The organism is Pseudomonas sp. NC02 (assembly GCF_002874965.1).
Lineage (GTDB): Bacteria > Pseudomonadota > Gammaproteobacteria > Pseudomonadales > Pseudomonadaceae > Aquipseudomonas.
On the sequence record NZ_CP025624.1, the window covers coordinates 5,070,423 to 5,094,909 of the forward strand.

Consider the following 24,487-nt stretch of genomic DNA (forward strand, 5'->3'; position numbering starts at 1 on the left):
TTACCGCGCCCGCGCCAAGTCACGTAAAAACTGCAAGGCGTCGGTCGCCAGCGGTTGATACTGATTGAGAATGTCAGCCATGCCGACCCAGAAAATCCCCATGCCCAGCACCAGGGTCAACGGGAAACCGATGGAGAAGATGTTCAACTGCGGCGCCGCCCGGGTCATCACGCCAAAGGCGATGTTGACCACCAGCAGCGCAGTGATCGCCGGCAATACCAGCAGCAAGGATGCACCGAGCACCCAGCTCAAGCGCCCCACCAGCTCCCAGAAATGATTGACCACCAACCCGCTGCCCACCGGCAAGGTGGTGAAACTTTCGGTCATCACCTCGAACACCACCAGGTGGCCGTTCATGGCCAGGAACAGCAAGGTCACCAGCATCGTCAGGAATTGCCCGATCACCGCCACCGACACGCCGTTGGTAGGGTCGACCATGGACGCGAAGCCCATGCCCATCTGGATCGAGATGATCTGCCCGGCGATCACGAAGGCCTGGAAGAACAGCGTCAGGGAGAAGCCCAGCAAGGCGCCGATGATGATTTGCTCGGCGATCAGCATCATTGCACTGAGGTCCAGGGCATTCACCGGTGGCATCGGCGGCAAGCCCGGCACGATGACCACGGTGATCGCCACCGCGAAATACAGGCGGATGCGCCGTGGTACCAGGGTGGTGCCGAACACCGGCATGGTCATCAGCACGGCCGTGACCCGGAACAACGGCAGGATGAACGAGGCCACCCAGGTGCTGATCTGGGTGTCGGTCAAGGCCAGCATCGAATTCACGGGGTCAGCCGATCAACTGCGGAATACTGCCGTACAGCTGCAGGATGTATTCCATGAAGGTTTGCACCAGCCACGGGCCGGCGACGATCAGGGTGATCAGCATCACCAGCAGGCGCGGCAAAAAGCTCAGGGTCTGTTCGTTGATCTGGGTCGCGGCCTGGAACATCGCCACCAACAGGCCCACCAACAGGCTCGGCACCACCAGTACGGCGACCATCATGGTGGTCAGCCACAGGGCTTCGCGAAACAGGTCGACTGCTACTTCTGGCGTCATGGCCTACACCCCACCGAAACTGCCGGCCAGGGTGCCGATTATCAGCGCCCACCCGTCCACCAACACAAACAGCATGATCTTGAACGGCAACGAAATGATCAGCGGCGACAGCATCATCATACCCATGGCCATCAGCACACTCGCCACGACGAGGTCGATGATCAGGAACGGAATGAAGATCATGAAGCCGATCTGGAACGCGGTCTTCAACTCCGAGGTCACGAACGCCGGCACCAGGATGGTCAGCGGTGCCATGTCGGGGCTGGCGATGTCGGTACGCTTGGACAACCGCACAAACAACTCGAGGTCGCTGGAACGGGTCTGCGACAGCATGAAATCCTTGATCGGGCCCTGGGCCTTGTCGATCGCATCCTGGGCGGTCATTTTCTCCGCCAGGTACGGTTGCAGGGCTTGCTGGTTCACCTTGTCGAACACCGGCGCCATGATGAACAGCGTCAGGAACAGCGCCATGCCGGTGAGGATCTGGTTCGACGGCGTCTGTTGCAGGCCGAGGGCCTGACGCAGGATCGAGAACACGATGATGATGCGGGTGAAGCTGGTCATCAGCATCACGAACGCGGGGATGAAGCTCAGCGCGGTCATGATCAGCAGGATCTGCAGGCTGACCGAATACTCCTGCGCGCCCGCCGCGTTAGTGCCCAGGGTGATCGCCGGGATCGACAATGGGTCTGCTGCGTACGCCAGCGGCGCTGCCAGCAACAGCATGAGCGTCAATAAAACGCGCATTACTTCTTATCCTTCTGATCCTTGCCCAGCAACTCCATGAGGCGCTGGGCGAATTCCGGCGTGGCCGCTTGGGTCTGGGCCACTTCCACAGGCGACTTGAGCACGTGCAACGGGGTGATGCGACCGGGGGTGATGCCCAGCAGGATCTGCTCGTCGCCGACCTGCACCAGCACCAGCCTGTCCCGCGGGCCAAGGGCGCGTGAACCCACCAGCTCGATGACCTGGGCATTGCCCGGGCCGATGCGCTGCACGCGGCGCAGCACCCAGGCGAGCACGAAGATCAGCCCCACCACCAGCAACAACCCCAGCACCAACTGGGTGAGTTGCCCGCCCACACCGCTGCCGAGTGCCGGCGCAGCCGCCTGGGCAACCGGTTCTGCTGCCATTACGCTCAAGGGCAGCGTCGATAACAGTCCTACCAATGAGCGCTTCATATCAACGCAACTTCTTGATGCGTTCGCTCGGGCTGATCACGTCGGTCAGGCGGATGCCGAACTTCTCGTTGACCACCACCACTTCGCCATGGGCGATCAGCGTGCCGTTGACCAGCACGTCCAGCGGCTCGCCGGCCAGGCGGTCCAGCTCGATCACCGACCCCTGGTTGAGCTGCAGCAGGTTGCGGATGTTGATTTCGGTGCTGCCGACTTCCATGGAGATCGACACCGGGATGTCGAGGATCACGTCCAGGTTCGGACCGTCGAGGGTCACCGGGTCATTGTTCTTCGGCACGCTGCCGAACTCTTCCATGGGAAGGCGGTTGCCGACCGGTGCAGTGGCCGCATCGGCCGCCAGCAGTGCATCGATATCGTCCTGGCCAACATCGCCGGTTTCTTCCAGGGCAGCCGCCCACTCGTCAGCCAGGGCCTGGTCTTCGGCGGAAGTGTTTTCGTGTTCGGTAGCCATTACATGTCCTCGGCGGAGCAGAAATTAAGGTGGATCAGCGACGGTTGATCGGTTCGATCACTTGCAACGCCAGGTTGCCTTTGTGAGAACCGAGCTTGACCTTGAACGACGGCACGCCGTTGGCGCGCATGATCAGTTCTTCCGGCAGGTCGACGGGAATCACATCCCCCGGCTGCATGTGCAAAATATCCCGCAAACGCAGCTGGCGACGGGCCACGGTGGCGCTCAGGGGTACGTCGACGTCCAGCAGGTCTTCGCGCAGGGCTTTCACCCAGCGTTCGTCCTGGTCGTCGAGGTCGGACTGGAAACCGGCATCGAGCATCTCGCGCACCGGCTCGATCATCGAGTACGGCATGGTCACGTGCAGGTCGCCGCCGCCGCCATCGAGTTCGATGTGGAAGGTGGAGACCACAATGGCTTCGCTGGGGCCGACGATGTTGGCCATGGCCGGGTTCACTTCCGAGTTGATGTACTCGAAATTGACTTCCATAATCGCCTGCCAGGCTTCCTTCAAGTCGATGAAGGCCTGCTCCAGCACCATGCGCACCACCCGCAACTCGGTCGGGGTGAATTCACGGCCTTCGATCTTGGCGTGACGGCCATCGCCGCCGAAGAAGTTGTCCACCAGCTTGAACACCAGCTTGGCGTCGAGGATGAACAGCGCGGTGCCGCGCAGCGGCTTGATCTTCACCAGGTTGAGGCTGGTGGGCACGTACAGCGAGTGCACGTACTCACCGAACTTCATCACCTGCACGCCGCCCACTGCCACGTCCGCCGAGCGGCGCAGCATGTTGAACATGCTGATACGGGTGTAACGGGCAAAACGCTCGTTGATCATTTCCAGGGTCGGCATGCGTCCACGGACGATGCGATCCTGGCTGGTCAGGTCGTAGCTTTTGACGCTGCCGGGCTCGGCAGCCATTTCGGTCTGTACCAGACCATCGTCGACGCCATGGAGCAGCGCATCGATTTCATCCTGGGACAGCAGGTCCTGCACGGCCATGTCGTGATCCTACTGCAATACGAAATTAGTGAAGAGCACCTGCTCGATCACCGGTTTGCCGACTTCCTTCTGGGCCACTTCCTGCACGCTGGCAGTGACCTTCTGGCGCAGCATTTCCTGGCCCACCGGGGTGGCGAGGGTGTCGAAGGGTTGGGCGGAAAACAGCATCACCAGGTTGTTGCGGATCACTGGCATGTGCACCTTGAGGGCATCCAGGTCTGCCTGGTTACGCGCCAGCAGGGTAATGCTCACCTGCAGGTAGCGTTGACGGCCGTTCTGATTGAAGTTGGCGACAAACGCCGGCAGCATCGGCTCGAAGATTGCCGGTTGCTTGACGTTGGGGTTGACCTCGGCCGTGGCGGCCGGTTTGCTCTGGGCACTGTGCATAAAGTACCAGGTAGCCCCCACGGACAGGCCGATCGCCAGCAACAAGGCCAGGACAATCAGCAGGATAAGCTTGAGCTTGCCCTTGCCTGCGGGTGCTTTTGCTGCGTCGTCGCTCTTCGCCATGCCAATAATCCGTCACTATTCTGGGATTCATAGTTCTGGGGAAAGGCAAGAGCAAGTGTTATGCCAGAGTTGTCAGTTCGGTCACGGTTTCGCCGACACTGCAAAACCAATGTGGGAGCGGGCTTGCTCGCGAAAGCGGTGGATCAGCACCTGTAACTGTGACTGACACTCCGTATTCGCGAGCAAGCCCGCTCCCACATTTTGATCATCGCCAGGCCTCGGATCAGGCGTAGTAGTCCACGGCACTGGAGCCAATCACCGACTGCACCACCGGCGCGGCCACTTCAGCCACCTCACCGATACCGCCGCCATCAACCCCATCACCCCGCCCGCCGCTGCCGCTGACGCCGCGAGCCTGGTTCTGCTGTTGCTGGTCCTGGCCCTGCTGCCCCTGCCAGCCACGGGACTGGTCGGACACGTTAACGTCGACCTGGCCCATGCCCTGCTGGGCAAACATCTCCCGCAGGCGGCCCGATTGGCTTTCCAGGGCTTCACGCACCACCGCATGGCCGCTCATGAAGGTGACTTGCGCCTGCTGGTCGGCGGACATCTTCACGCTGATGTCCAGGCGACCCAGCTCAGCGGGCTGCAACTGGATCTCTGCCGACTTGAGGTTGGCGCTGGACAGGTACATGACCCGGTTCACCACCTCATCGGTCCAGCCACTCTGGTGCATGGCCAATGGCGCGTTGGCCACCGGCGGCAGGGCATTCGCAGTTTTCGGCGTGGCAGCCTGGGTCAGCGCGGCGAGTCGGTTGGCGAAGTCATCGACACGGGTGTCGCTGCTGGCGTCCTTCAAATCCTTGAGGCCGCCGTCGATCAGACCGGCGAAGGCTTTGTCGCCGCCCTGGTCGGTGCTGTCCTTGGACGCTTGCTGGTCGACCATATTGGCCAGGCCTGTGACGAAGTTTTGCGCGGCGGTCGGCTGATCCTGGGTCGGGGCCGGGGCGGTTTTTGCCGGGGCCTGGCTGCTGGCGGACACGTGTCCGCCCTGTTCCATGGCCAGGCGCACGGCAGGCATTGCATCCAGCGGATCGGCCTCGGGATCGAAGGCGGGCTTGGCGTCGTCGGTCGCGGCCATCGGTGGCGCCACGACTGGCTGGTTTTTGTCATCCTTCGCGGTGGCCGGCGTCGGGGTCTCGACGGGCGCCGGCGTAGCGGGGACGGGGACAGGGACTACCGCGGCTATCAGCGCCGGGTCTACGGCGGGGTCGACCGGAGGTTGCTGGGCCAGGGACGGATCGTCTGCCGGGGCATCGTCGTCTGACTTGGCGGTGGTGTCCGGGGTGTCCGCCTTGGCCGGCGGGTTGGCAGGCAAAGTCTTGCCGTTATCGGCAACCGATGGGGTACCGGCGGCAGGCTTGTCGTTGTTGGCGGCGGGCTTGGGGCTGTTGTCCGCAGGCTTGTCGCGGGTGGATTTGATGGGGGTGTCGGCAGGTTTTGCCGCAGGCGCAGGGGCCTGGTTGGCGAACACCTGAGCGAAGCCCGGGGCCTTGTCCCGCGGGTTCGCAGCCACTGCCGGTGGATTGGCAGCGGGCGCTTGAGGCTTGGCCGCAAGGGCTGCCTGAAGGAGCGAATTCGGGGTGATTGCCATAGTCAAGAGTCTCCGCCGCACAGGGGTCGAGGGTGCGGTAACAGGAGATAGAGCAAGAGTTGGGCCAGGTTTTGGTTTAAGGGTGCATATCCGTTATTTGGGTGATGGCTTATATGGGGTCTTGAGTGTTGAAGAGCAAAAGCAACAGCCAAATCAAAAGCGGGCACGGTCCAAATGTGGGAGCGGGCTTGCTAGCGAAGGTCGTTAACGATGACGCGGGCATTCTGGATGAACGCGGCGCTCTCAGGTTTTTCGCGAGCAAGCCCGCTCCCACAGAAAAGCAGCTCTGCTTTCGCTCTGTTTTTTGATGGGGCAGAGCGCTTTGGTTACTGTGCCGCTTTTGCAAAGTGACTCGCTGCAAGAGCGAAACCATAAGCCGCCGTTACCGAAGAAACGGATATACACACCAAAAGCGTCAGAGCTGAAACCGCTCCCGCTCATGCTCATACAACGGCCGCACCAGCGCGAATTCATGGTCAATCTCATCCACCAACTGCGCCAAATCCGCAACCACAGGCTTGGCGGACTTATCCTCGAGCAACTGACAAAGCTCAGCCAACCGCACCGCCCCAAGATTACCGCTACTCCCCTTGAAGCTATGCGCAATCCGCCCAAGCGCCTTGGCATCATCCCGAGCCCGGCGCAACGCCTCTACCCGCTTTTGCGAGTCATCGAGAAAAGTGTCGAGCAGCTTCGGATACTCGCCCTCCATGACCTCCTGCAAGCCAGTCAGCACATCGGGGTCCAGATGAATCTCTGCCACTTGTTCGCTCCTTGATCAAGAATCGGCGGATTATGCCAGAGCCTTCCATGAAAACTCCACGCACACACACCGCCCGCCGTCAGACCAGCCTACATCGCTGCTCAACTGACGCACCAGGCTCAATCCCCTACCAGACAGACGGTCAACATCCAGCGGCCTGGCCAGCACCTTATCCACATCAAACCCGGCCCCACTGTCCTCGATCCGCAGCGTCAGACACCCCCCCTCCCCGGTCGGCATCACATCCAGGTGCACCCGCACATACCCGCTATCCAACCGCGCCAGCCGCTCATTACGCTCGCGGTAATACGCAGCAAACCCCTGCGCATCCCGCTTGAGCCGCGAATCCAGCCCCAGCACACCATGTTCAAGCGCATTGGAATACAACTCCGCCATCACGCTGTACAACGCCCCGCTCTGCTCCCGCAGCCCATGAATCTCCAACAGCAACTGCAACAAATACGGCAAAGGGTTGTAGGACTTGAGCGTCTCGGCACGAAACTCAAAACTTACCGACCAATCCAGCGGCGACGACTGCCCACTGTCGGAATACACCACCGACGACGAACGCAACGGCTCATCCGCCTGCAGGCTGATCTCCACCATACTGATGTCATCGCGCACCTCACCGCGAAAACCCGCCAGGGCCTGTTCGATCTCCTCGAACAACCGGTCCGGCTCGCGATTGGCCGCAAACACCTGCTGCAACCGCTCGGCGCCAAACAACTGTTCATGGGCATCGGCAGTATCCAGCACACCATCCGACAGCAAAAACACTCGGTCACCCAGCGCCATCGGCCAGACTTCAGTGCAGTCATCAAACGCCTCGGCCGCCAGCACGCCCAATGGCAAATGCCGCGACACCAGCGGCGTGCGCTTGCCGGTGGTGACGTCATGCACGTAGCCGTCGGGCATGCCGCCGTTCCACACCTCTACCACCCGTCGCTGGGCGCTGAGGCACAGCAAGGTGGCACAACAGAACATGTCCACCGGCAGGATGCGCTTGAGCTTGGCGTTCATCTCCCGCAGGGTTTGCGCCAATCCGTAGCCCTTGGCAGTCATGCCGTAGAACACTTCCGCCAGGGGCATGGCGCCGACCGCCGCCGGCAAACCGTGGCCGGTAAAGTCCCCCAGCAGCACATGCATATCGCCCGACGGCGTGTACGCGGCCAACAGCAAATCGCCGTTGAACAGCGCGTAGGGCGACTGCACATAACGAATATTCGGCGCGGCGTTGATGCAGCCCGAGTGGGCCACCTTGTCGAACACCGCCTTGGCCACTCGCTGCTCCTGCAGCAGGTAGTCGTGGTGCCGGGCGATCAGGTCGCGTTGCTGCAACACCGTGGCCTGCAAGCGACGCAGGCGATCCATGGCATTGATCTTTGCCGCCAGGATCACCTGGTTATAGGGTTTGGCCAGGAAGTCGTCACCCCCGGCATCCAGGCACTGGGCCAGGGCTTCGCTCTCGCGCAGGGAGGTGAGGAAGATGATCGGCACCAGCGCCTCCCCCGCCAGTTGCTTGATCTGCCGGGCCGCCTCGAAGCCGTCCATCACCGGCATCAGGGCGTCCATCAACACCAACTGCGGCCGTTCACGGGTAAACACATCGACCGCTTCCTGGCCGTTGCTGGCGGTCAGCACCTGGTGGCCCTGGCGGCGCACGATGGTCGACAGCAACAACAGGTCGGCGGCGCTGTCTTCGGCGATCAACACCGTCAGCGCCTCGAGGACCGGGGCCAGGACGCTCAAGTGAGGTCGAACAGTTTGTCGAAGTTGGAAATGGCCAGGATCTTGCGCACATCGGAGTTGGCGTTGACCACCTGCACTTCGGCATTGTCGCCTCCGGCATGGTCACGCAACAGCAGGAGCATGCCCAGGGCCGAGCTGTCCATGTAGGTGGTTTCCTTCAAGTCCACCACGTAGATCTCGGGCACCTTGTAGAACCGCTCGTAGGCATCACGAAAGGCCTGGTGGCTACCGAAATCGAATCGCCCCCTGACGGTGATCGTCAACTTCGTCCCGTCCAGGGACACTTCTGATTCGACTGACATACGACTGCTTCCTTGTCATTGGCAATGTGCAACAAGGTGTAGCAGGTGATGGGGAAGTGGGCAAATCCGTGTAGGAGCGAGGGCGTGGTTAATAGGGGTTTTGGCGGGGAAGACGCTGGGACAATTCATCCAGCAGTTTCTGCTCGCGCTTGTCTTCCAGTGCACGGGCTTCGTCGATGTAGCGCTGCACCAGTTTGCGCAGGCCTTCGACCCGGGCATAGGCCTGTTGCCAGCTGTCGCGGGCCTTGTCGACGTTGGCCTGGTGCCAGGCCAGGCTCTGGCGCTGCTGGCCGACGGCGGTTTCCAACTGGTTGAGAAAGCCCTGGTAGCCCATCAGCCACTGCCCGGAGACGCCCTTGCTGCCACGCTCGATCCACTGCTGCTGATACTCGCCGCGAAAGCGCTCCAGGTCCCCCAGCTTGCTTTCCGCCAGGCGAACCTGGCCCTGGAAGTACCCCAGGCGCTGGACGGCGGTCTTTTCAGCTTTTTCGGCCATGTCCACTACCGGGGCAAGGCGCGCGGCGCGAGTGTTGGCCATGGTTTATCCGCCCGGCGCCGGCGCGAAGATGGTGCCCAGGTGTGCCTCGCTTTCACCCATGCTGATCTTGTCGTTGAGGCCCTGGCGCAGGTACGTCACCAGTTGCGGTTGCAGGGCAATCGCCAGGTCGGTCTCGCGATCGCCGCCGGCCACATAGGCGCCGACGCTGATCAGGTCGCGGCTCTGTTGATAACGCGACCACAGTTGCTTGAACTGCTGCGCGCGCATCATGTGCTCCGGGGTGACCACCGACGGCATCACCCGGCTGATGGAGGCTTCGATGTCGATGGCCGGGTAGTGCCCTTCTTCGGCCAGGCGCCGGGACAGCACGATGTGCCCGTCGAGCACGCCCCGCGCCGAGTCGGCAATCGGATCCTGCTGGTCATCGCCCTCGGAGAGTACGGTGTAGAACGCAGTGATCGAACCACCACCGGCTTCGGCGTTACCGGCACGCTCCACCAGCTTGGGCAGCTTGGCGAACACTGACGGCGGATAGCCCTTGGTGGCCGGCGGCTCGCCGATGGCCAGCGCAATTTCCCGCTGGGCCTGGGCGAAACGGGTCAGGGAGTCCATCAGCAACAGGACGTTCTTGCCCTTGTCGCGAAAATATTCGGCGATGCGCGTGCAGTACATCGCGGCGCGCAGGCGCATCAGCGGCGCGTCATCCGCCGGTGAGGCCACCACGACCGAACGCTTGAGGCCTTCTTCGCCGAGGCTGTGCTCGATGAATTCCTTCACCTCGCGGCCCCGCTCGCCGATCAGCCCGACCACGATGATGTCGGCCTCGGTAAAGCGCGTCATCATCCCCAGCAGCACCGACTTACCCACGCCGGTACCGGCGAAGAGGCCCAGGCGCTGGCCGCGGCCCACCGTCAATAAACCGTTGATGCTGCGAATGCCCACGTCCAGCGGCACGCTGATGGGGTTGCGCTTGAGCGGGTTGATGGTCGGGCCGTCCATCGGCACCCAGTCTTCGGCCTTCATCCCACCCTTGCCGTCGAGGGCGCGCCCGGCGCCATCCAGCACGCGGCCGAGCATGCTCATGCCCATCGGCAGGCGGCCGGTGTCGGCCAGCGGCACCACGCGAGCGCCGGGGGCAATGCCGGCAACGCTGCCGACGGGCATCAGGAATACTTTGCTGCCGGAGAACCCCATCACTTCGGCTTCGACCTGCACCGGGTGGTAGCTGTCGTCGTTGATCACCATGCAGCGGCTGCCCATGGCGGCGCGCAGGCCTTCGGCTTCCAGGGTCAGGCCGACCATGCGCAGCAGGCGGCCCTCCAGGATCGGCTGGCCGGGCAACTCGGTGACTTCGGCATAGCCACCCAGGCGCTTGGCGAAGCTGGTGCGGTCAAGGCGCATCGGGGGTGTCCAGCTCTACGCTCAAGTCCGGCTCTGCCGGGTGCAGCGCCTGCTCGTGCAACTGATCGAACAGCTTGGCCATGATCTGCGTGATGCGCGTCTCCACCGTGGCATCGATGCGGCTGTGCTCGGTCTCGACCCGGCAACCACCGGGCAGCAGCGCGGCGTCTTCGACGATGCGCCAGGTTTCTTCATGGCGCTCGCGCAGTGCTTTGACCTGTTCGAAATCCTGCGGGTTGATGTACAGCCGCACGTTGCCGACGCCCAGGGGCAGCAGCTTGAGGGCTTCGCGCATCACGCTTTCGATTTGCGTGGAGTCCAGGGCCAATTCGCGCTGAATCACCTGGCGGGTGATGTGCTCCACCAGCCCGACCATGGCTTTTTCAATCTGCGAGTCCTGCTCGGCGATGGGCTCGAACAGGCTGCCCATCAGGGTTTCCAGGCTGGCCAGCTTGACGCTCAGCGCGGCCTCGGCTTCCTGGCGGACCTTGAGAGTGGTGCTGCGAAAACCGTCCTTCTCGCCGGTGGAAAAACCTTCGTTGTAGGCTTCCTGGCGAATGCTTTCGAGCTCTTCCAGGGTCAGTGGCTGAACTTCCTCCAGCGGCACTTCTTCCATCTCGGCCGGGGGTTCTTCTACCGGCTCCGGCTCAGGCTCCGGGCGATGCGGGTCGAAACTGGGCAGCGACCAGACGTCGAACCCTCCGACGTCCCGTGCGCGAATCAGATCGCTGGGCGTCTCATCTTTGTTCGACATGCGCGGCGCCTTAAATCATTTCTTCGCCGCCCTTCCCACCGAGAACGATTTCTCCGGCTTCGGCCATACGGCGGGCAATGGTGAGGATTTCCTTCTGCGCAGTTTCCACGTCGCTGACGCGCACCGGGCCCTTGGCCTCGAGGTCGTCGCGCAACAGTTCGGAAGCCCGCTTGGACATGTTCTTGAAGATCTTTTCCTTGACGCCTTCGTCGGAGCCCTTGAGGGCCAGCACCAGCACGTCGGAGGACACTTCCCGCAGCAACGCCTGGATGCCACGGTCGTCGACATCGGAGAGGTTGTTGAACACGAACATGAGGTCTTCGATCTGCACCGACAGGCTGTCGTCGATCTCGCGGATCGAGTCCATCAACTGGCCTTCCACCGAGCTGTCGAGGAAGTTCATGATGTCGGCCGCACGCTTGATGCCGCCCAGGGTGGTGCGCGAAGCGTTGGAATTGCCCGAGAACTGCTTCTCGAGAATCGTGTTCAGTTCTTTCAGGGCCGCTGGCTGCACGGTGTTCAACGACGAGACGCGCAGGATGATATCCAGGCGCACCTTATGGTCGAAGTGGCCGAGCACTTCACCGGCCTGGTCGGGGTCGAGATACGCCACCACGATCGCCTGGATTTGCGGGTGTTCGTAGCGGATCACATCGGCCACGGCCCGCGGTTCCATCCACTTCAGGCTGTCGAGGCCGCTGGTGTTGCCACCCAGCAGGATGCGATCGATCAGGCCGTTGGCCTTGTCTTCGCCCAGGGCCGAGGTGAGCATCTTGCGAATGTAGCTGTCGGAGCCGACGCCCAGGCTGGTCTGGTCGCCGACGATCTCGACGAACTCGCTCATCACCTGCTCGACTTGCTCGCGGTGCACATTGCGCATTTGCGCCATGGCCACGCCGACACGCTGAACCTCTTTGGGCCCCATGTGGCGCAGCACTTGGGCGGCGTCGGTTTCTCCGAGGGACAGCAACAGCACGGCGGCTTTGTCGACCCGGGAGAGTTTGGCTACTGCAGCTCGGCTATCACTCATCTGCGTTAATCCACTCTTTCACGACCTGGGCCACACGACCCGGGTCTTCGGCCACCAGGCTCTTGATTGCGTTCAACTGAGCGTCATACCCCTCGCTCGGGCTCGGCAACAGAATGCTTTGCGGGCCACCGAGGCTCACGCGGTCGTTGGCCAGTTCGCCATCGAGGCCGCCCATGCCACCCAGTTCGACGTCGCCGCCGGCCAGGGCCAGTTGCTTCTTGCCGTGGCCGGTGATGTTGTTGAGCACCGGGCGCAGTACGCCGAACACCAGCAACAGGATGAACAACACCCCCAGCACTTGCTTGACGATGTCCCAGAACCACGGCTGAGTATAGAACGCTGCCTCGGCGATGACTTCGCCACGCTCGGCGGAGAACGGCATGTTGATCACGCTGACGCTGTCGCCACGGCTGGCATCGAAGCCCACCGCATCCTGTACCAGGCGAGTGAAGCGCGCCAATTCATCGGCGCTCCATGGGGCGCGGGTAATGGCGCCGTCTGCGGCATTGACCTTGACCTGGTCATCCACCACCACCGACACCGACAGGCGATTGATCCGACCCTGTTGCTGCTTGGTGTGGCTGATGGAACGATCAAGCTCGAAGTTCTTGGTGGACTGGTTGCGCTTGTCGGCCGGGTACGGCGCGAGCATGGGCTGGCCAGTGGCCGGGTCCATGATCTGCTGGCCGTTGGCGTCCAACAGCGGCTGGCCAGGCTGCACCGCGCCTGCGGTAGCGGCAGCGCCACCGGTGGTTTGCGGGGCAGTGGCCGGGGTGGGCGGCTGGTTGCTCAGGGCACCCGGCACGCCTTGCGGGCCATTGCTGGCGGTACGTTGCTCGGTGGTCGATTGCTCGCTGCGCAGGGCCGGCTGGTCCGGGTTGAACTGCTCGGAGGTCGATTCGACGGCGCTGAAGTCGACGTCGGCCGACACTTCAGCCTTGTAGCGATCATTGCCCAACACCGGTTGCAGGATGTTGTGCACACGCTGGGTCAGCATGCTTTCCATGCGACGGCTGTAGTCGAACTGCTTGCCGGCCATGGTCAGCGAGGAGTTCTCCGCAAGGTCCGACAGCAGGTTGCCCTTCTGGTCGACTACGGTGATCTGCGACTTGCTCAATTCAGGAACGCTGGTGGCCACCAGGTTGATGATCGCCAATACCTGGCCAGGCTCGAGGGAGCGGCCGGCAAAGAGTTCGACCAGCACCGAGGCGCTGGGCTTGCGTTCATCGCGCACAAACACCGAGCTTTTCGGAATCGCCAGGTGCACGCGGGCGCCCTTGACGTTGTTCAGGGCGGAGATGGTGCGCGCCAGTTCGCCTTCCAGGCCGCGACGGTAGCGGGTGGCTTCCATGAACTGGCTGGTCCCCAGGCCCTGGTCCTTGTCGAGGATTTCAAAGCCGATATTCGCGTCGGACGGGGTTACCCCGGCAGCCGCCAGCTTCATCCGCGCACGGGCCACATCGTCGGCCTTGACCAACAGGGCGCCGGAATTCGGTTCGACGGTGTAGCTGATGTCTGCCGCCGCCAGGGTTTCCATGATCTGCTTGGAATCCATGCCGGCCAGGCTGCCGTACAACGGACGGTAATCCGGTTGCTGGGACCACAGCACCACGGCAAAACCAATCGCCACGCTGGCAGCCAGGCCGACCATCAGGCCTACCTGACGCAACATGGTCATCTCGGAGAGGTTTTCCAGGAACGACAGGCCAAACAGCGGCGGCTTGCCGTCTGCCTTGGCGGGTGCGTTATCCACGAGTGCTTCTGCCATGACTCAAATCGTCCTTAAACCGGCATCTGCATGATGTCTTGATAGGCTTGAACCAGTTTGTTGCGCACCTGGGTCAAGGCCTGGAATGAAACGCTGGCTTTTTGCGAGGCGACCATCACGTCGGTGAGGTCCACGCCGCTCTTGCCGATCTCGAAGGCGGTCGCCAACTGATTGGATGCCTGCTGGGTGTCGCTGACTTTGTTGATGGCCTGGCCGAGCATGTCGGCAAAGCTGCTCTGGCCCAATTCCGGTACGGCTTGCGCGGCGGATTTCGGTTGAGCCATGGCATCCATTTGCATGGACCGCATATCCAACATCAACCGATTGAACTCAACACCTTGGCTCATGAACTTTCTCTCCGACGACCCGCAATTTTTTGACACTACACAGCGATTACAGGGGTGGTAGCAACAAGGGTGCCAGCTCCGTGGCATTCTGTAAGAAAAGGCGACTGGCCCTGTCGGCTTTGAGAATTTTCAGGTGGCGTAGAGGTAGGCTTCCACGTCCATCCCGGCGTCACGCATCTGCGCCAGCTTGTAGCGCAGGGTGCGCGGGCTGATGCCCAGGCGCTCGGCGGCTTCTTTGCGGCGCCCCCGCTCGGAGCGCAGGGTGTCGATGATCATCTGGAATTCCCGGCGACGCAGGTCGTCGCCCAGGGCGCCGGCGGATTCGGCAGGCACGGCTTCGACCTGTGGCGCGGCAGCCAGGCTCGGCTGCGGGGCTGCGCCCGCGCCCATGGCCAGGCAGAAATCCTGGGGCTGGATCAGGCCGCCCTGCTGCAAAATCAACGCACGCTGGATCGCATTGTCCAGTTCCCGCACGTTGCCGGGCCACGGGTAGCTGATCAGGCAGGCCTGGGCCTCGGCCGACAGGCGCGCCTGGGCATGCTTCATTTTATTGACGTGCTTGCCCAGCAGGCGCTCGGCCAGCGGGATGATGTCGGCCGGGCGCTCGCGCAACGGGCGCCAGGCCAACGGGAACACCGAGAGCCGGTAGAACAGGTCCTCACGAAAACGCCCCGCCGCCACTTCGCCCGCCAGGTCGCGGTTGGTGGTGGCGACCACACGGATGTCCAGCTGGATCGGCTTGCGTGCCCCCACCCGCTCCACTTCGCGCTCCTGCAATACCCGCAGCAACTTGGCTTGCAGGCCCAGGGGCATTTCGGAGATTTCGTCGAGCAGGATGGTGCCGCCGTCGGCCTGTTCGAACTTGCCGGCCTGCGCCGCGATGGCGCCGGTGAACGAGCCCTTCTCATGGCCGAACAAGGTGGCTTCGAGCATGTTGTCGGGAATGGCCGCGCAGTTGATCGCAATGAACGGCTGGCTGGCACGATGGGATTGCTGGTGGATGTAGCGCGCCAGTACTTCCTTGCCGGTACCGGACTCGCCGGAGATCAGCACGGTGGAATCGCTGCGGGCAACACGGGCCGCCAGTTCCAGCAATTGCGCGCTGGCCGGCTCGAAGGCAATCGGACCTTCACCCTCGGCAGCGCCCAGGGTGCCAAGGGCATGCCGGGCGACCAGTTCGATCAAGGCTTTGGGTTCGAAGGGCTTGACCAGGTAATCCGCAGCGCCCTGGCGCATGGCGTCGACGGCACGCTCCACGGCGCCGTGGGCGGTCATCAGCAGCACCGGCAGTTGCGGCTGGCGCGCACGCAACAGGCCGAGCAACTGGTGTCCGTCCATGCCCGGCATGTTGACGTCGCTGACTACCAGGCTGAAGGACTCCTGCTCCACCGCGTCCAGGGCTTCTTCGGCAGAACCGACCGCCCGATAGTCATGGCCCGCCAGCAACAGCGTGTCAGCCAATGCTTCACGCAGGGCGCGATCGTCTTCAACCAATAAAACCTTGATAGCCATGACCTTTTACTCCGCGCTGACGGCGCATGAAAACAGCGGCAGCGTGATCAACGCGCACGTGCCACGACCCAACCGGGAATGCAGCTGCAATTCTCCCTGATGTGCACGGGCGACTGCCTTGACCACGGTCAGGCCCAGGCCGGTCCCGTTGGTCTTGGTGGTAAAAAAAGGCTCGCCGAGGCGCTGCAGCACCACCGGGTCAATCCCGCTGCCGCTGTCACTGATGCTCAGGCGCAGGGTGTCGCCACGGTTGTACAGGTGCACCTTGAGCCGCGCCCCGGGGCCGCTGGCCTGGGTCGCGTTTTCGATCAGGTTGAGCAGCGCGCCCACCAGGGTGTCGCGGTTGCACAGCAACTCGCCGTAATGGCTGTCGCACTGCCAACGGACTGACGCTTCCTGGATATGAGTGGCGGCCGCCGCTTGCAGGGACTGCATCAAGGCGGCCGGGGTGACGCGATCGGTCAGCGGCAATTCGCCGCGGGCAAACACCAGCATGTCGCGCACCTGATGCTCCAGTTCGTGCAGGCGCTCCTTGAGGCGACCGGCAAAACGCTGGTGGGTGGCGGCGGGCAATTGCTCATCAGTCAAATGACTGGCGTAAATCAGCGCGGCCGACAATGGCGTACGAATCTGGTGGGCCAGGGAAGCGACCATTCGCCCCAAAGACGACAGGCGCTCATGGCGGGCCAACTGGTCTTGCAGGTGCCGGGTTTCAGTCAGGTCGTTGAGCAACACCAACTGGCCAGGCTCGGCATCCAGGGAACGCGTGGCGATGGACAGGCGGCGTCCATCCTTGAGGGAAATTTCGTGGCCGTCGTCTTCCCGGGGGGCAAAGCAGCGGGTGATGACCTCGCGCCACAGCTCGCCCTCCAGCGGCAGGCCAAGCATGTTGCAGGCCGCCGGGTTGGCTTCGCGCACACGGCCCTGCTCGTCGATGACGATCACGCCACCGGGCAACAGGTCGAGGAGGTTTTGCAGACGGTTGGCCAGTCGCTCTTTCTCGGCCAGCTCTTCCATGCGCTGGGCACTGACCACGGCCAACTCGCCTTTAAGCTCGGAAACCCGGGCTTCCAACAGGCTGTAGGAGTCAGTCAACTGGCTCGACATCTGGTTGAACAGGGAAAAAGCCTGTTCAAGCCCGAGGCGGCTGATCTGCTCTACGGAGGGGGCCGGCCCCTGAGTGTCAGGGACCGAAGATAGTTGGGCGGCGTGGGGCATCATGCTCTCTCGCTTGGCTGACCGTCAGTTAAACGGAACGTTGCGAGTGCTGTAGCAATACCCGTGCCTAAAAAAATAGGCTTAGTTTTCAGTCAGTTGAAAAACAGGCGTCAATCATCCGCCTGTTCATCACCTTCCTTGCGGCTCATGCCGTACTTGCGCATCTTCTCCACCAGGGTGGTACGACGGATGCGCAGGCGCTCGGCGGCACGGGCGACGATACCGTTGGCGTCGTCGAGTGCCTGCTGGATCAGGCCTTGTTCGAGGCTGCCGAGGTAGTCCTTCAAGTCCAGGCCTTCCGGCGGCAGCATGGCGGTGGAGCCGAAGTCCGGTGTGTGGCCGTTGATGGCCACGCGCTCTTCCAGGTCGCTGCGCAGGCTGTCCACCAATTGCTCGTCTTCGTCGTCGACGTAGCGGAATTTCTTCGGCAGCTCGACCACGCCGATCACCCCGTACGGATGCATGATCGCCATGCGCTCCACCAGGTTGGCCAACTCGCGGACGTTGCCCGGCCAGCCGTGGCGACACAGGGACATGATCGCCGCCGAGTTGAAGCGAATCGAACCACGCTTTTCGTGTTCCATGCGCGAGATCAGCTCGTTCATCAGCAACGGAATGTCTTCGACGCGCTCGCGCAGGGGCGCCATTTCGATCGGGAATACGTTGAGGCGGTAGTACAGGTCTTCGCGGAAGCTGCCGACCTCGATCATGCTTTCGAGGTTCTTGTGGGTGGCCGCGATGATGCGTACGTCGACGCTCTGGGTCTTGTTGCTGCCCACGCGCTCGAAGGTGCGCTCCTGCAATACCCGCAGCAGCTTGACCTGCATCGGCAGCGGCATGTCGCCGATTTCGTCGAGGAACAGGGTGCCGCCGTTGGCCAGTTCAAAACGCCCGGCACGGCTGGTGATCGCCCCGGTAAAGGCACCCTTCTCGTGGCCGAACAGTTCGCTTTCCAGCAGTTCTGCCGGGATCGCCCCGCAGTTGACCGGCACGAACGGCCCGTCACGACGCTTGGAATGGTAGTGCAGGTTGCGTGCGACCACTTCCTTGCCGGTGCCCGACTCGCCAAGGATCAGCACACTGGCGTCGGTGTCGGCCACTTGCTGCATCATCTGGCGCACGTGCTGGATCGCACGACTGGTGCCGACGAGGCTGCGGAACAGGTTGGGTTCGCGGTGACGGCCGCGCTCGCGGGCCTGGTCGTACATCTCGCGGTAGACCTGGGCACGGTGCAGGGAGTCGAGCAATTTGCTGTAGCTGGGGGGCATTTCAAGGGTGGAGAGCACGCGGCGGCGCTGGTCTTCCGGAAGGTCCACGGAAGAAATATCGCCCATCAGCAACACCGGAAGGAACTCATCCCAGGTCGACAGTGTCTTTAACAAGCCCAGAACTGCACCAGGAGCGTTTACCGTCCCGATCAGCACACAAATGACTTCGCGGCTCGACGACAAAGAGCTGACCGCCTGCTGCCAGTCGTGGCTGCCACAGGGTAGATTTTCTTCGCCAAGAAAATTCAGGATCACCGCCAGATCGCGGCGCCGAACGCTATCGTCATCGATCAGCAGAATTTTGGTTTCACGCCACATGCAATAGCAACTTCCCTAGTAAAACTCTAATGCCCTCGAGTTGGGGCAATCTAGATTGCTGTAGGCATTTTCTGCGCTACGGCTTTCTGACGTCTGAAAATAGCACTAGTTAAGTCAAAAAATCGTGCACAGTCAAATTTATGACGCGCGGTGTTCGGATTAACTGAGCCTTCAGCCGAACATATGGTAAACCTTTGACGCATGTTTAGCTCGGTTGAACTGCGACATCTCTTCGAAAATAGCCTGTCGCTCCCCTGTCGTCGCCTCAAGCAACTGCTGGTAGACCGAAAGCAAGTCTTCCAGTTTTGCCCGAATGGCTGCCTCATCCGCCGAATCCTCGTTGAGCGCAGCATCGATCAACGCGCGGCAGCCCAAATCCAGTTCGCCGATCGCCCCCCAGTTGCGTTCAGCCAACGCCTCGGACAGCGCCTCACGGGTCTCGTCGATTTTTTGCAATGCTTGGCTCATGACATCGTCCTCAGGCCTTACGGCCTACTGTACCTCTGTGGCAATACCATCCCAGCCTTCCTTGAGCGTAATCATCAGACCTGCGACCTCATCGATCATCGCAGCGTCATTCTGACGGTTGGCTTCCAGCAGGCGCATGGTCATGAAGGCATACAGGTTATCCAACTGCTGCAGTGCAATCGGGTCCGGGGTCTTCTCGGGGTTCAGGCCGTCACGCAACCCGACGAGGATGTCCACCGCCTTGCCCAGCATCAACCCCTTCTGCGCGATATCACCGCGAGCCATCGCACCCTTGGCCTGCGCCATACGATCCAGTGCGCCTTCCATCAGCAACTGCACCAGGCGGTGCGGGCTGGCTTCGGAGATCTGGGCGTGGGTGTTGACCTTCTGGTATTGGCGAAGGGCTCTCATGGGATTCATGTTTCTACCTCGTGACAGGCGACAGCTAAAAGGGTGGACGCTGATTATTATGTCGACGGCGTTACACAAAACTTTAGCCCGCCTGGCGCTTTGACTCAGCGCCTTGGGCGGGCTTTATCCATCCGCCAATCAGGTGGACTTCGGATTGTTCAGCGAGTTGAGGGTGGTCATGACGCTGTCGCCTTGAGCCTTGAGCTGCGCAACCAGGGAGTCCATCGCGTTGTACTTAACCGTCAGGGAGGCCGTCAGGGCATCAGAGCGCGTGTTCAGGGCGGTCTGTTGGTTGGTCAAGTCCCTGAGATTGTCCTGCAGGGTCGTGGACTTTTGGGCGAACACCCCGGTCTTGCTCAGCGCAAAGTTGGCGGTGGCATTCGTCAGGCTTGCCAACAGCCCTGTGGGGCCAGTGAAGATGCTGTTGATGTCAGAGCCGTTAGTGAGGGCGGCCTTGTCAAACGCCACATCACTGACGCTCAGCGTGCCCGCTGTCTGGTCCGTGGTCACGCCAAACTGCGCCAGGGATGAAAACGTGCCGCTACCGGTCACCGAGTTCATCACATTGCGTATCGACGCCATCATGGTACGCACAGAGCTGTCCCCGGTGAGCGCGCCTGGCGTGACGGAACCGTCGGCATTGGTAGTGACCTGGGTCTCGGCATTCACAGCCTTGACCAACGCCGTGTAAGTGTCCGTGAAACCCTTGACTGCCGACTTAAGAGTGGCGGCGTTAGCAGACACTTTGATCGTCGAAGCGCCGTTAAGGCCGTCGGCAGCTGCCGAAACCCCCGTCAAGGTGATGCTCACACCACTGATTGCGTCGGGCAGGGTATTGCTCGTGGACTCTTGAGGGCTGCCGTCCAGAGTATACACGGCGTTCACCGGTGCCGCGCCCACGACCGTCGCGCCCGTATCCAGGCCCGAGGAGCCCTTGAAGGTGATGTCACTACCTTTACCGGTAGTCGAGGACGTGACCACCAACCGGGAACCGTTGGAGTCGGTCAGGATGTTGGCACTCAAGCCCGAATTGCCGTACTGCGTATTGAGCGAGTCACGCACCTGCTGAAGGGTCCCGCCCGGCGGCACACTGACGCTGTAATCCTTGCCGGATTGGGAGACCGTAAACACCGTCGCCGAAGCCCCGGAATTGACAACCGCCGTCGGCCCACCAGGAATCACTGCCGTGGAGACTTTGGACGCCGTGGCCAAATTGGTAACGTTCAACGTAAAGTTGCCGGCCGCAGCGCCCGGGCCCAGCGTGACCGTCGCGAGCTTGTCGTTCGAAACCGTCGCACTCAGGCCGCTGAAGTTGACGGTCTTGGTCATGTTGTCCAGCGCGCCCCGGAACGCATCCAGGGCCGCCTGGATCTTGCCGATCGAGGTCAGTTGCGCAGTGGATATTTTGGTCTGGCTATCGATCTGCGCTTGCTTGGGTGCGGTTTGCGCCCCCACCAACGACTTCACAAGGCCTTGCACATCGATACCCGTACCCGGGCCGTTGACCGTTAGACCTGCTACGACTGTCATCGTCTTTCTCCTAATCCGGGGCTGATGCTTTATTGACGAATCACGCTCTAGGCAGTTTTCGCAACAAAGTTCATGCCAGTTTAGACCTTGGCGTCAAACAGCAAGCTGCTGGCGTCATGAAGGCTCTGGGCGAGTTTCAGGGCCAATTCCGAAGGAATCTGGCGAATGACCTCACCGCTTTCGGTCGCAATGACCTTGACCACAACCTGGTGGGTGGAGTCATCAATGGAAAAATCCAGTTTGCGCTGGGCAGCCTGGATGAATTCGTTTATGTCGTTGACCGCTTTTTTCAAGTCGGTGTGGCTCGATGGCTGCTGGGCATCTTTCGCGCCAGCAACGGCGTCCACCTTGGGTTTCTGCGGATCGGCACTGACAGGAGCAGGTGCATTCTGTGGCGCTGCCGCAGGGTAAGACAGGTTCAGTTTGACGCTCATGTCCATGACCAATCACCTCATTAGACAAAAGACAAAAGGGCACGTAAACGCGCCCTTCCGTCAGTTACCAAGCGCCGTTATTACTGAAGCAGCTTCAGTACAGCGGATGGCAGTTGGTTCGCCTGGGACAGGATCGCAGTCGAAGCCTGTTGCAGGGTTTGTTGCTTGGTCAACTGAGCGGTTTCAGAAGCGAAGTCAACGTCCTGGATCACGCCACGAGCAGCGGTGGAGTTGTCCGAGATGCTCTGCAGGTTGGCGATGGTGTTGTCGAAACGGTTTTGTACAGCACCGAGGTCAGCACGCTGGGAGTCGATGGTGGACAGTGCCTGGGTCAGCACGTCAACAGCGCTCTGAGCATTGGCAGCGGTGGTCACGTCAGTGTTGCTGACAACGACTTTAGCCGAGTTAACAGCGGTTGCAGTCCCGTCACCGAACACGCCGGGAACGCCGTCGCCAGACAGGGAGTAGCTGGAGCTGGAGTTCAAGGCTACAGCGCCGGTGGCAATCACGTCAGTAGTAGTAGACAGGTTTGCTGCGGTGCCAAACTTGCCATCGCCGCCTTTGGTCTGAACACCGATGGTCGCACCACCAGTGTCAGCTGCGGAGAAGGTGAAGTTCTCACCCGAGTCGGACTTGATCGACAGAGAGCCGGTCGACTGATCGAAGTTAACGCTGATGCCCAGCTTGGCAGCGTTGGAGTTCAGTTGGCCGGCAAGGTCAGCAGCGCTGGTGATGCCGGTGAACGAAACTTTAGGAGCAGTAGTACCGCTACCGACTGTCAGGGTGAACGCTCCGCTTGGAGTGGCCGCCGGGAAGGTAGTAGGCACAGTGAACTTGGCTTCGGTGCTAGCGGTAGCCTGCAGGCCACCGACTGCGCCGTTCAACTGGGCAGCGATATCCTTGGCCGAGGCTTTTGCGGCAATGGTCAGTTCATCAGATACCTGGCCACCACCGGTAACGGTGATTTTGCCGCCTGCAATACCGGCGCCTGGTGTCGGAGCATTGGACAGCAGCTGCTGCGAACCAATGTTGTTAGCCGATACGTTGCCCAGGCTCATGTTGATGGTCTGGTTGGCGTTGGCGCCCACTTGGAAAGCGGTAGTACCGAAAGAACCGTCCAGCAGGTTACGACCACCGAAAGTGGTGGTAGAAGCGATACGGGTCAATTCAGAAGTCAGAGCAGCGTACTGAGCCTGGTTCGACTTACGGTCGTCAGCGCTGAGGGAGCCGTTAGCGGACGACAGAGCCAGGGAACGCATGGTCTGCAGAATGTTGGTGGATTGCTGCATCGCGCCTTCAGCAGTTTGCGCGATGGAGTTACCGTCACCGGCGTTCTTGATGGCAACGCCCAGGCCGTTGATCTGGCTGGTCAGACGACCAGCGATTTGCAGGCCGGCCGCATCGTCTTTGGCGCTGTTGATACGCAGGCCGGAGGACAGGCGCTGCATGGAAGTTTGCAGGGCGCTGGAAGCCTTGTTCAGGTTGTTCTGAACGGTCAACGAAGCAAGGTTGGTGTTTACTGTTAATGCCATGACGAAATCCTCGTGGGTGGTGTACTGCGGCTTCCGGCCCTGGCAACCGCCGGGTGTGGCCTAGAGAACCTTCGTAATAGTTATCGTCGTGAAAGCAGGTTGCTTGAGGACTTTTTTGATTTTTTTTACTGGCGCCGTGCCACCCCTTTTAATTCAAGCATTTACGATAGCCCAAACCCCAGCAATTGTTGGCTTTCTGGCGCCAAATAAAAAACGCCCATGATCTTTCGATCATGGGCGTTTTTTTGTGCAGCGCCTTTAAGTCGTCAAGGGCGGTGCAAAATCGCCGAGCCCCAGGACAGCCCCACACCAAAACCACTGATGGCGACGCGCTTCCAGGTGGAGTCGAGCATGTGCTTTTCCAGCAGCAGCGGAATGCTCGAGGACACAGTATTGCCGGTCTCGACCATGTCCTTGATGAACTTGTCCACCGGCGCGTCTTCGAAACGTCGGGCCACGGCGTCGACAATCGCCGCACTGCCCTGGTGGATGCAGAACGCATCGATCTCGTCAGCCTTGAGGTCCGATTCGTTGAGCAGCTCGTGCAAATGCGCCGGCACCTTGAGCAAGGCGAAGTTGAACACCTGGCGGCCGTTCATGAAGAACACGCCATCGCTGACCTTCAAGTGCGGCGCACCGGAGCCGTCAGTGCCGAACTTGGACTTGCCCAACTGCCACGGCGCATCTTCACCCATCCAGGTGGCGGTAGCGGCATCGCCGAACAGCATGGTGGTGTTGCGGTCTTCCGGGTCGACGATCTTCGAGTACGGATCGGCGGTCACCAGCAGGCCGTTCTTCAGGCCGGTAGCCTCCATGAAGCCCTTCATCGCATAGATGCCGTAGACGTAGCCCGAGCAGCCCAGGGAAATATCGAAGGCCGCCACGTGCGTCGGCAGGCCCAGCTTGTCCTGGACGATGGCGGCGGTGTGAGGCAAGCCCTCTTCGTCGCCATTCTGGGTAACGACGATCAGCGCATCGATGGACTCGCGCTTCAAATCGGGGTTGTTGGCAAACAAGGCGTTGACCGCCTCGACGCACAGATCGGAGGTTTCCTGCGCGGCATCCTTGCGCGGCAGGAACGCCGAACCGATCTTGCCAATGATGAATTCTTCATCCTTGGCGAATTTGGCACCCTGGGCGTAGTTATCAATCCCGTCTGCCGGCACGTAACTGGCGATGCTTTTTATGCCAATCATTGTGGCTTCCCAATACTAAATAGCTGGAGAACACCCCGCGAGACACGTCGCCGGGTGCTGACAATAATGGGGATGACCCCGCAAAAAACTCGCCGAAAACCGCCTTTGTACCCTGGCGGCAGGCCCTCGCAGAGACCTGGCGACGACCTATCCTTTTCACACGATACAGT

Annotated in this window: 26 protein-coding genes; all 26 read right to left on the reverse strand. The window is 61.3% G+C overall.

Annotation, left to right across the window (positions count from 1 at the left end):
* Window positions 1-777: a flagellar biosynthetic protein FliR gene (gene fliR, locus C0058_RS23600; protein WP_003214551.1), complete on the reverse strand. Its 777-nt coding sequence runs from the start codon at window positions 775-777 to the stop codon at window positions 1-3.
* Between the two features lie 13 nt (window positions 778-790).
* On the reverse strand, window positions 791-1,060 hold the full coding sequence (fliQ, locus tag C0058_RS23605; protein ID WP_003214552.1) for a flagellar biosynthesis protein FliQ: 270 nt from the start codon (window positions 1,058-1,060) through the stop codon (window positions 791-793).
* A gap of 3 nt (window positions 1,061-1,063) precedes the next feature.
* Window positions 1,064-1,807 (reverse strand): flagellar type III secretion system pore protein FliP, encoded by a 744-nt coding sequence (gene fliP, locus C0058_RS23610; protein ID WP_003214554.1) that lies wholly within the window; start codon window positions 1,805-1,807, stop codon window positions 1,064-1,066.
* Window positions 1,807-2,241 carry a flagellar biosynthetic protein FliO gene (gene fliO / locus C0058_RS23615; RefSeq protein WP_023659254.1) on the reverse strand — a complete coding sequence of 145 codons (435 nt, stop codon included), beginning with the start codon at window positions 2,239-2,241 and terminating at the stop codon, window positions 1,807-1,809. The genes fliP and fliO overlap by 1 nt, the downstream gene beginning before the upstream one ends.
* A 1-nt stretch (window position 2,242) precedes the next feature.
* A complete protein-coding gene (fliN, locus tag C0058_RS23620) occupies window positions 2,243-2,710 on the reverse strand; it encodes a flagellar motor switch protein FliN (protein ID WP_003214557.1) in 468 nt (155 codons plus the stop codon).
* A gap of 34 nt (window positions 2,711-2,744) precedes the next feature.
* A complete protein-coding gene (fliM, locus tag C0058_RS23625; protein WP_003214559.1) occupies window positions 2,745-3,713 on the reverse strand; it encodes a flagellar motor switch protein FliM in 969 nt (322 codons plus the stop codon).
* A gap of 9 nt (window positions 3,714-3,722) precedes the next feature.
* Complete coding sequence (gene fliL / locus C0058_RS23630) at window positions 3,723-4,223, reverse strand: flagellar basal body-associated protein FliL (RefSeq protein ID WP_003214560.1); 501 nt, start codon at window positions 4,221-4,223, stop codon at window positions 3,723-3,725.
* 223 nt (window positions 4,224-4,446) lie between these two features.
* A complete protein-coding gene (locus C0058_RS23635; RefSeq protein ID WP_087694332.1) occupies window positions 4,447-5,817 on the reverse strand; it encodes a flagellar hook-length control protein FliK in 1,371 nt (456 codons plus the stop codon).
* A gap of 415 nt (window positions 5,818-6,232) precedes the next feature.
* Complete coding sequence (locus tag C0058_RS23645; RefSeq protein ID WP_102369673.1) at window positions 6,233-6,580, reverse strand: Hpt domain-containing protein; 348 nt, start codon at window positions 6,578-6,580, stop codon at window positions 6,233-6,235.
* Window positions 6,581-6,610: 30 nt separating this feature from the next.
* Window positions 6,611-8,329 carry a fused response regulator/phosphatase gene (locus C0058_RS23650; protein WP_102369674.1) on the reverse strand — a complete coding sequence of 573 codons (1,719 nt, stop codon included), beginning with the start codon at window positions 8,327-8,329 and terminating at the stop codon, window positions 6,611-6,613.
* Window positions 8,326-8,631 carry an STAS domain-containing protein gene (locus C0058_RS23655; protein WP_003214569.1) on the reverse strand — a complete coding sequence of 102 codons (306 nt, stop codon included), beginning with the start codon at window positions 8,629-8,631 and terminating at the stop codon, window positions 8,326-8,328. The genes C0058_RS23650 and C0058_RS23655 overlap by 4 nt, the downstream gene beginning before the upstream one ends.
* 88 nt (window positions 8,632-8,719) lie before the next feature.
* Window positions 8,720-9,169 carry a flagellar export protein FliJ gene (gene fliJ / locus C0058_RS23660; protein ID WP_008434833.1) on the reverse strand — a complete coding sequence of 150 codons (450 nt, stop codon included), beginning with the start codon at window positions 9,167-9,169 and terminating at the stop codon, window positions 8,720-8,722.
* A gap of 3 nt (window positions 9,170-9,172) precedes the next feature.
* Window positions 9,173-10,531 (reverse strand): flagellar protein export ATPase FliI, encoded by a 1,359-nt coding sequence (gene fliI, locus C0058_RS23665; protein ID WP_087694334.1) that lies wholly within the window; start codon window positions 10,529-10,531, stop codon window positions 9,173-9,175.
* Window positions 10,521-11,285 (reverse strand): flagellar assembly protein FliH, encoded by a 765-nt coding sequence (gene fliH, locus C0058_RS23670; protein ID WP_008434837.1) that lies wholly within the window; start codon window positions 11,283-11,285, stop codon window positions 10,521-10,523. The genes fliI and fliH overlap by 11 nt, the downstream gene beginning before the upstream one ends.
* A 10-nt stretch (window positions 11,286-11,295) precedes the next feature.
* Window positions 11,296-12,315 (reverse strand): flagellar motor switch protein FliG, encoded by a 1,020-nt coding sequence (gene fliG, locus C0058_RS23675; protein ID WP_003214577.1) that lies wholly within the window; start codon window positions 12,313-12,315, stop codon window positions 11,296-11,298.
* Window positions 12,308-14,083: a flagellar basal-body MS-ring/collar protein FliF gene (fliF, locus tag C0058_RS23680; protein WP_008434839.1), complete on the reverse strand. Its 1,776-nt coding sequence runs from the start codon at window positions 14,081-14,083 to the stop codon at window positions 12,308-12,310. The genes fliG and fliF overlap by 8 nt, the downstream gene beginning before the upstream one ends.
* Window positions 14,084-14,097: 14 nt before the next feature.
* Complete coding sequence (fliE, locus tag C0058_RS23685; protein WP_003214581.1) at window positions 14,098-14,430, reverse strand: flagellar hook-basal body complex protein FliE; 333 nt, start codon at window positions 14,428-14,430, stop codon at window positions 14,098-14,100.
* Window positions 14,431-14,559: 129 nt separating this feature from the next.
* Window positions 14,560-15,942, reverse strand: a complete 1,383-nt coding sequence (locus C0058_RS23690; protein WP_087694335.1) for a sigma-54 dependent transcriptional regulator — start codon at window positions 15,940-15,942, stop codon at window positions 14,560-14,562.
* Between the two features lie 6 nt (window positions 15,943-15,948).
* Window positions 15,949-17,160 carry a PAS domain-containing sensor histidine kinase gene (locus C0058_RS23695; protein ID WP_043225993.1) on the reverse strand — a complete coding sequence of 404 codons (1,212 nt, stop codon included), beginning with the start codon at window positions 17,158-17,160 and terminating at the stop codon, window positions 15,949-15,951.
* Between the two features lie 110 nt (window positions 17,161-17,270).
* Complete coding sequence (locus tag C0058_RS23700) at window positions 17,271-18,746, reverse strand: sigma-54 dependent transcriptional regulator (RefSeq protein ID WP_003214588.1); 1,476 nt, start codon at window positions 18,744-18,746, stop codon at window positions 17,271-17,273.
* A gap of 171 nt (window positions 18,747-18,917) precedes the next feature.
* Complete coding sequence (locus tag C0058_RS23705; RefSeq protein WP_008434847.1) at window positions 18,918-19,214, reverse strand: hypothetical protein; 297 nt, start codon at window positions 19,212-19,214, stop codon at window positions 18,918-18,920.
* Window positions 19,215-19,238: 24 nt separating this feature from the next.
* Window positions 19,239-19,634 carry a flagellar export chaperone FliS gene (gene fliS / locus C0058_RS23710; RefSeq protein WP_003214591.1) on the reverse strand — a complete coding sequence of 132 codons (396 nt, stop codon included), beginning with the start codon at window positions 19,632-19,634 and terminating at the stop codon, window positions 19,239-19,241.
* A gap of 129 nt (window positions 19,635-19,763) precedes the next feature.
* Window positions 19,764-21,155, reverse strand: coding sequence for a flagellar filament capping protein FliD (gene fliD / locus C0058_RS23715; RefSeq protein WP_102369675.1), 1,392 nt, complete (start codon window positions 21,153-21,155; stop codon window positions 19,764-19,766).
* An 80-nt stretch (window positions 21,156-21,235) separates the two neighbouring features.
* Complete coding sequence (locus C0058_RS23720; protein WP_102369676.1) at window positions 21,236-21,595, reverse strand: flagellar protein FlaG; 360 nt, start codon at window positions 21,593-21,595, stop codon at window positions 21,236-21,238.
* 74 nt (window positions 21,596-21,669) lie between these two features.
* The gene (locus C0058_RS23725; RefSeq protein ID WP_102369677.1) at window positions 21,670-23,121 is read right to left on the reverse strand and encodes a flagellin; all 1,452 of its coding nucleotides are present in this window, start codon (window positions 23,119-23,121) and stop codon (window positions 21,670-21,672) included.
* 266 nt (window positions 23,122-23,387) lie between these two features.
* Window positions 23,388-24,317, reverse strand: coding sequence for a ketoacyl-ACP synthase III (locus tag C0058_RS23730; RefSeq protein ID WP_003214601.1), 930 nt, complete (start codon window positions 24,315-24,317; stop codon window positions 23,388-23,390).
* Window positions 24,318-24,487 lie beyond the last annotated feature (170 nt).

Excerpts from the sequence above, each read along its gene's own strand:
- fliR (WP_003214551.1), bottom strand. The coding sequence starts at position 777 with ATGCTGGCCTTGACCGACACCCAGATCAGCACCTGGGTGGCCTCGTTC.
- fliQ (WP_003214552.1), bottom strand. The coding sequence starts at position 1,060 with ATGACGCCAGAAGTAGCAGTCGACCTGTTTCGCGAAGCCCTGTGGCTG.
- fliP (WP_003214554.1), bottom strand. The coding sequence starts at position 1,807 with ATGCGCGTTTTATTGACGCTCATGCTGTTGCTGGCAGCGCCGCTGGCG.
- fliO (WP_023659254.1), bottom strand. The coding sequence starts at position 2,241 with ATGAAGCGCTCATTGGTAGGACTGTTATCGACGCTGCCCTTGAGCGTA.
- fliN (WP_003214557.1), bottom strand. The coding sequence starts at position 2,710 with ATGGCTACCGAACACGAAAACACTTCCGCCGAAGACCAGGCCCTGGCT.
- fliM (WP_003214559.1), bottom strand. The coding sequence starts at position 3,713 with ATGGCCGTGCAGGACCTGCTGTCCCAGGATGAAATCGATGCGCTGCTC.
- fliL (WP_003214560.1), bottom strand. The coding sequence starts at position 4,223 with ATGGCGAAGAGCGACGACGCAGCAAAAGCACCCGCAGGCAAGGGCAAG.
- C0058_RS23635 (WP_087694332.1), bottom strand. The coding sequence starts at position 5,817 with ATGGCAATCACCCCGAATTCGCTCCTTCAGGCAGCCCTTGCGGCCAAG.
- C0058_RS23655 (WP_003214569.1), bottom strand. The coding sequence starts at position 8,631 with ATGTCAGTCGAATCAGAAGTGTCCCTGGACGGGACGAAGTTGACGATC.
- fliJ (WP_008434833.1), bottom strand. The coding sequence starts at position 9,169 with ATGGCCAACACTCGCGCCGCGCGCCTTGCCCCGGTAGTGGACATGGCC.
- fliI (WP_087694334.1), bottom strand. The coding sequence starts at position 10,531 with ATGCGCCTTGACCGCACCAGCTTCGCCAAGCGCCTGGGTGGCTATGCC.
- fliH (WP_008434837.1), bottom strand. The coding sequence starts at position 11,285 with ATGTCGAACAAAGATGAGACGCCCAGCGATCTGATTCGCGCACGGGAC.
- fliG (WP_003214577.1), bottom strand. The coding sequence starts at position 12,315 with ATGAGTGATAGCCGAGCTGCAGTAGCCAAACTCTCCCGGGTCGACAAA.
- fliF (WP_008434839.1), bottom strand. The coding sequence starts at position 14,083 with ATGGCAGAAGCACTCGTGGATAACGCACCCGCCAAGGCAGACGGCAAG.
- fliE (WP_003214581.1), bottom strand. The coding sequence starts at position 14,430 with ATGAGCCAAGGTGTTGAGTTCAATCGGTTGATGTTGGATATGCGGTCC.
- C0058_RS23690 (WP_087694335.1), bottom strand. The coding sequence starts at position 15,942 with ATGGCTATCAAGGTTTTATTGGTTGAAGACGATCGCGCCCTGCGTGAA.
- C0058_RS23695 (WP_043225993.1), bottom strand. The coding sequence starts at position 17,160 with ATGCCCCACGCCGCCCAACTATCTTCGGTCCCTGACACTCAGGGGCCG.
- C0058_RS23700 (WP_003214588.1), bottom strand. The coding sequence starts at position 18,746 with ATGTGGCGTGAAACCAAAATTCTGCTGATCGATGACGATAGCGTTCGG.
- C0058_RS23705 (WP_008434847.1), bottom strand. The coding sequence starts at position 19,214 with ATGAGCCAAGCATTGCAAAAAATCGACGAGACCCGTGAGGCGCTGTCC.
- fliS (WP_003214591.1), bottom strand. The coding sequence starts at position 19,634 with ATGAATCCCATGAGAGCCCTTCGCCAATACCAGAAGGTCAACACCCAC.
- fliD (WP_102369675.1), bottom strand. The coding sequence starts at position 21,155 with ATGACAGTCGTAGCAGGTCTAACGGTCAACGGCCCGGGTACGGGTATC.
- C0058_RS23720 (WP_102369676.1), bottom strand. The coding sequence starts at position 21,595 with ATGGACATGAGCGTCAAACTGAACCTGTCTTACCCTGCGGCAGCGCCA.
- C0058_RS23725 (WP_102369677.1), bottom strand. The coding sequence starts at position 23,121 with ATGGCATTAACAGTAAACACCAACCTTGCTTCGTTGACCGTTCAGAAC.
- C0058_RS23730 (WP_003214601.1), bottom strand. The coding sequence starts at position 24,317 with ATGATTGGCATAAAAAGCATCGCCAGTTACGTGCCGGCAGACGGGATT.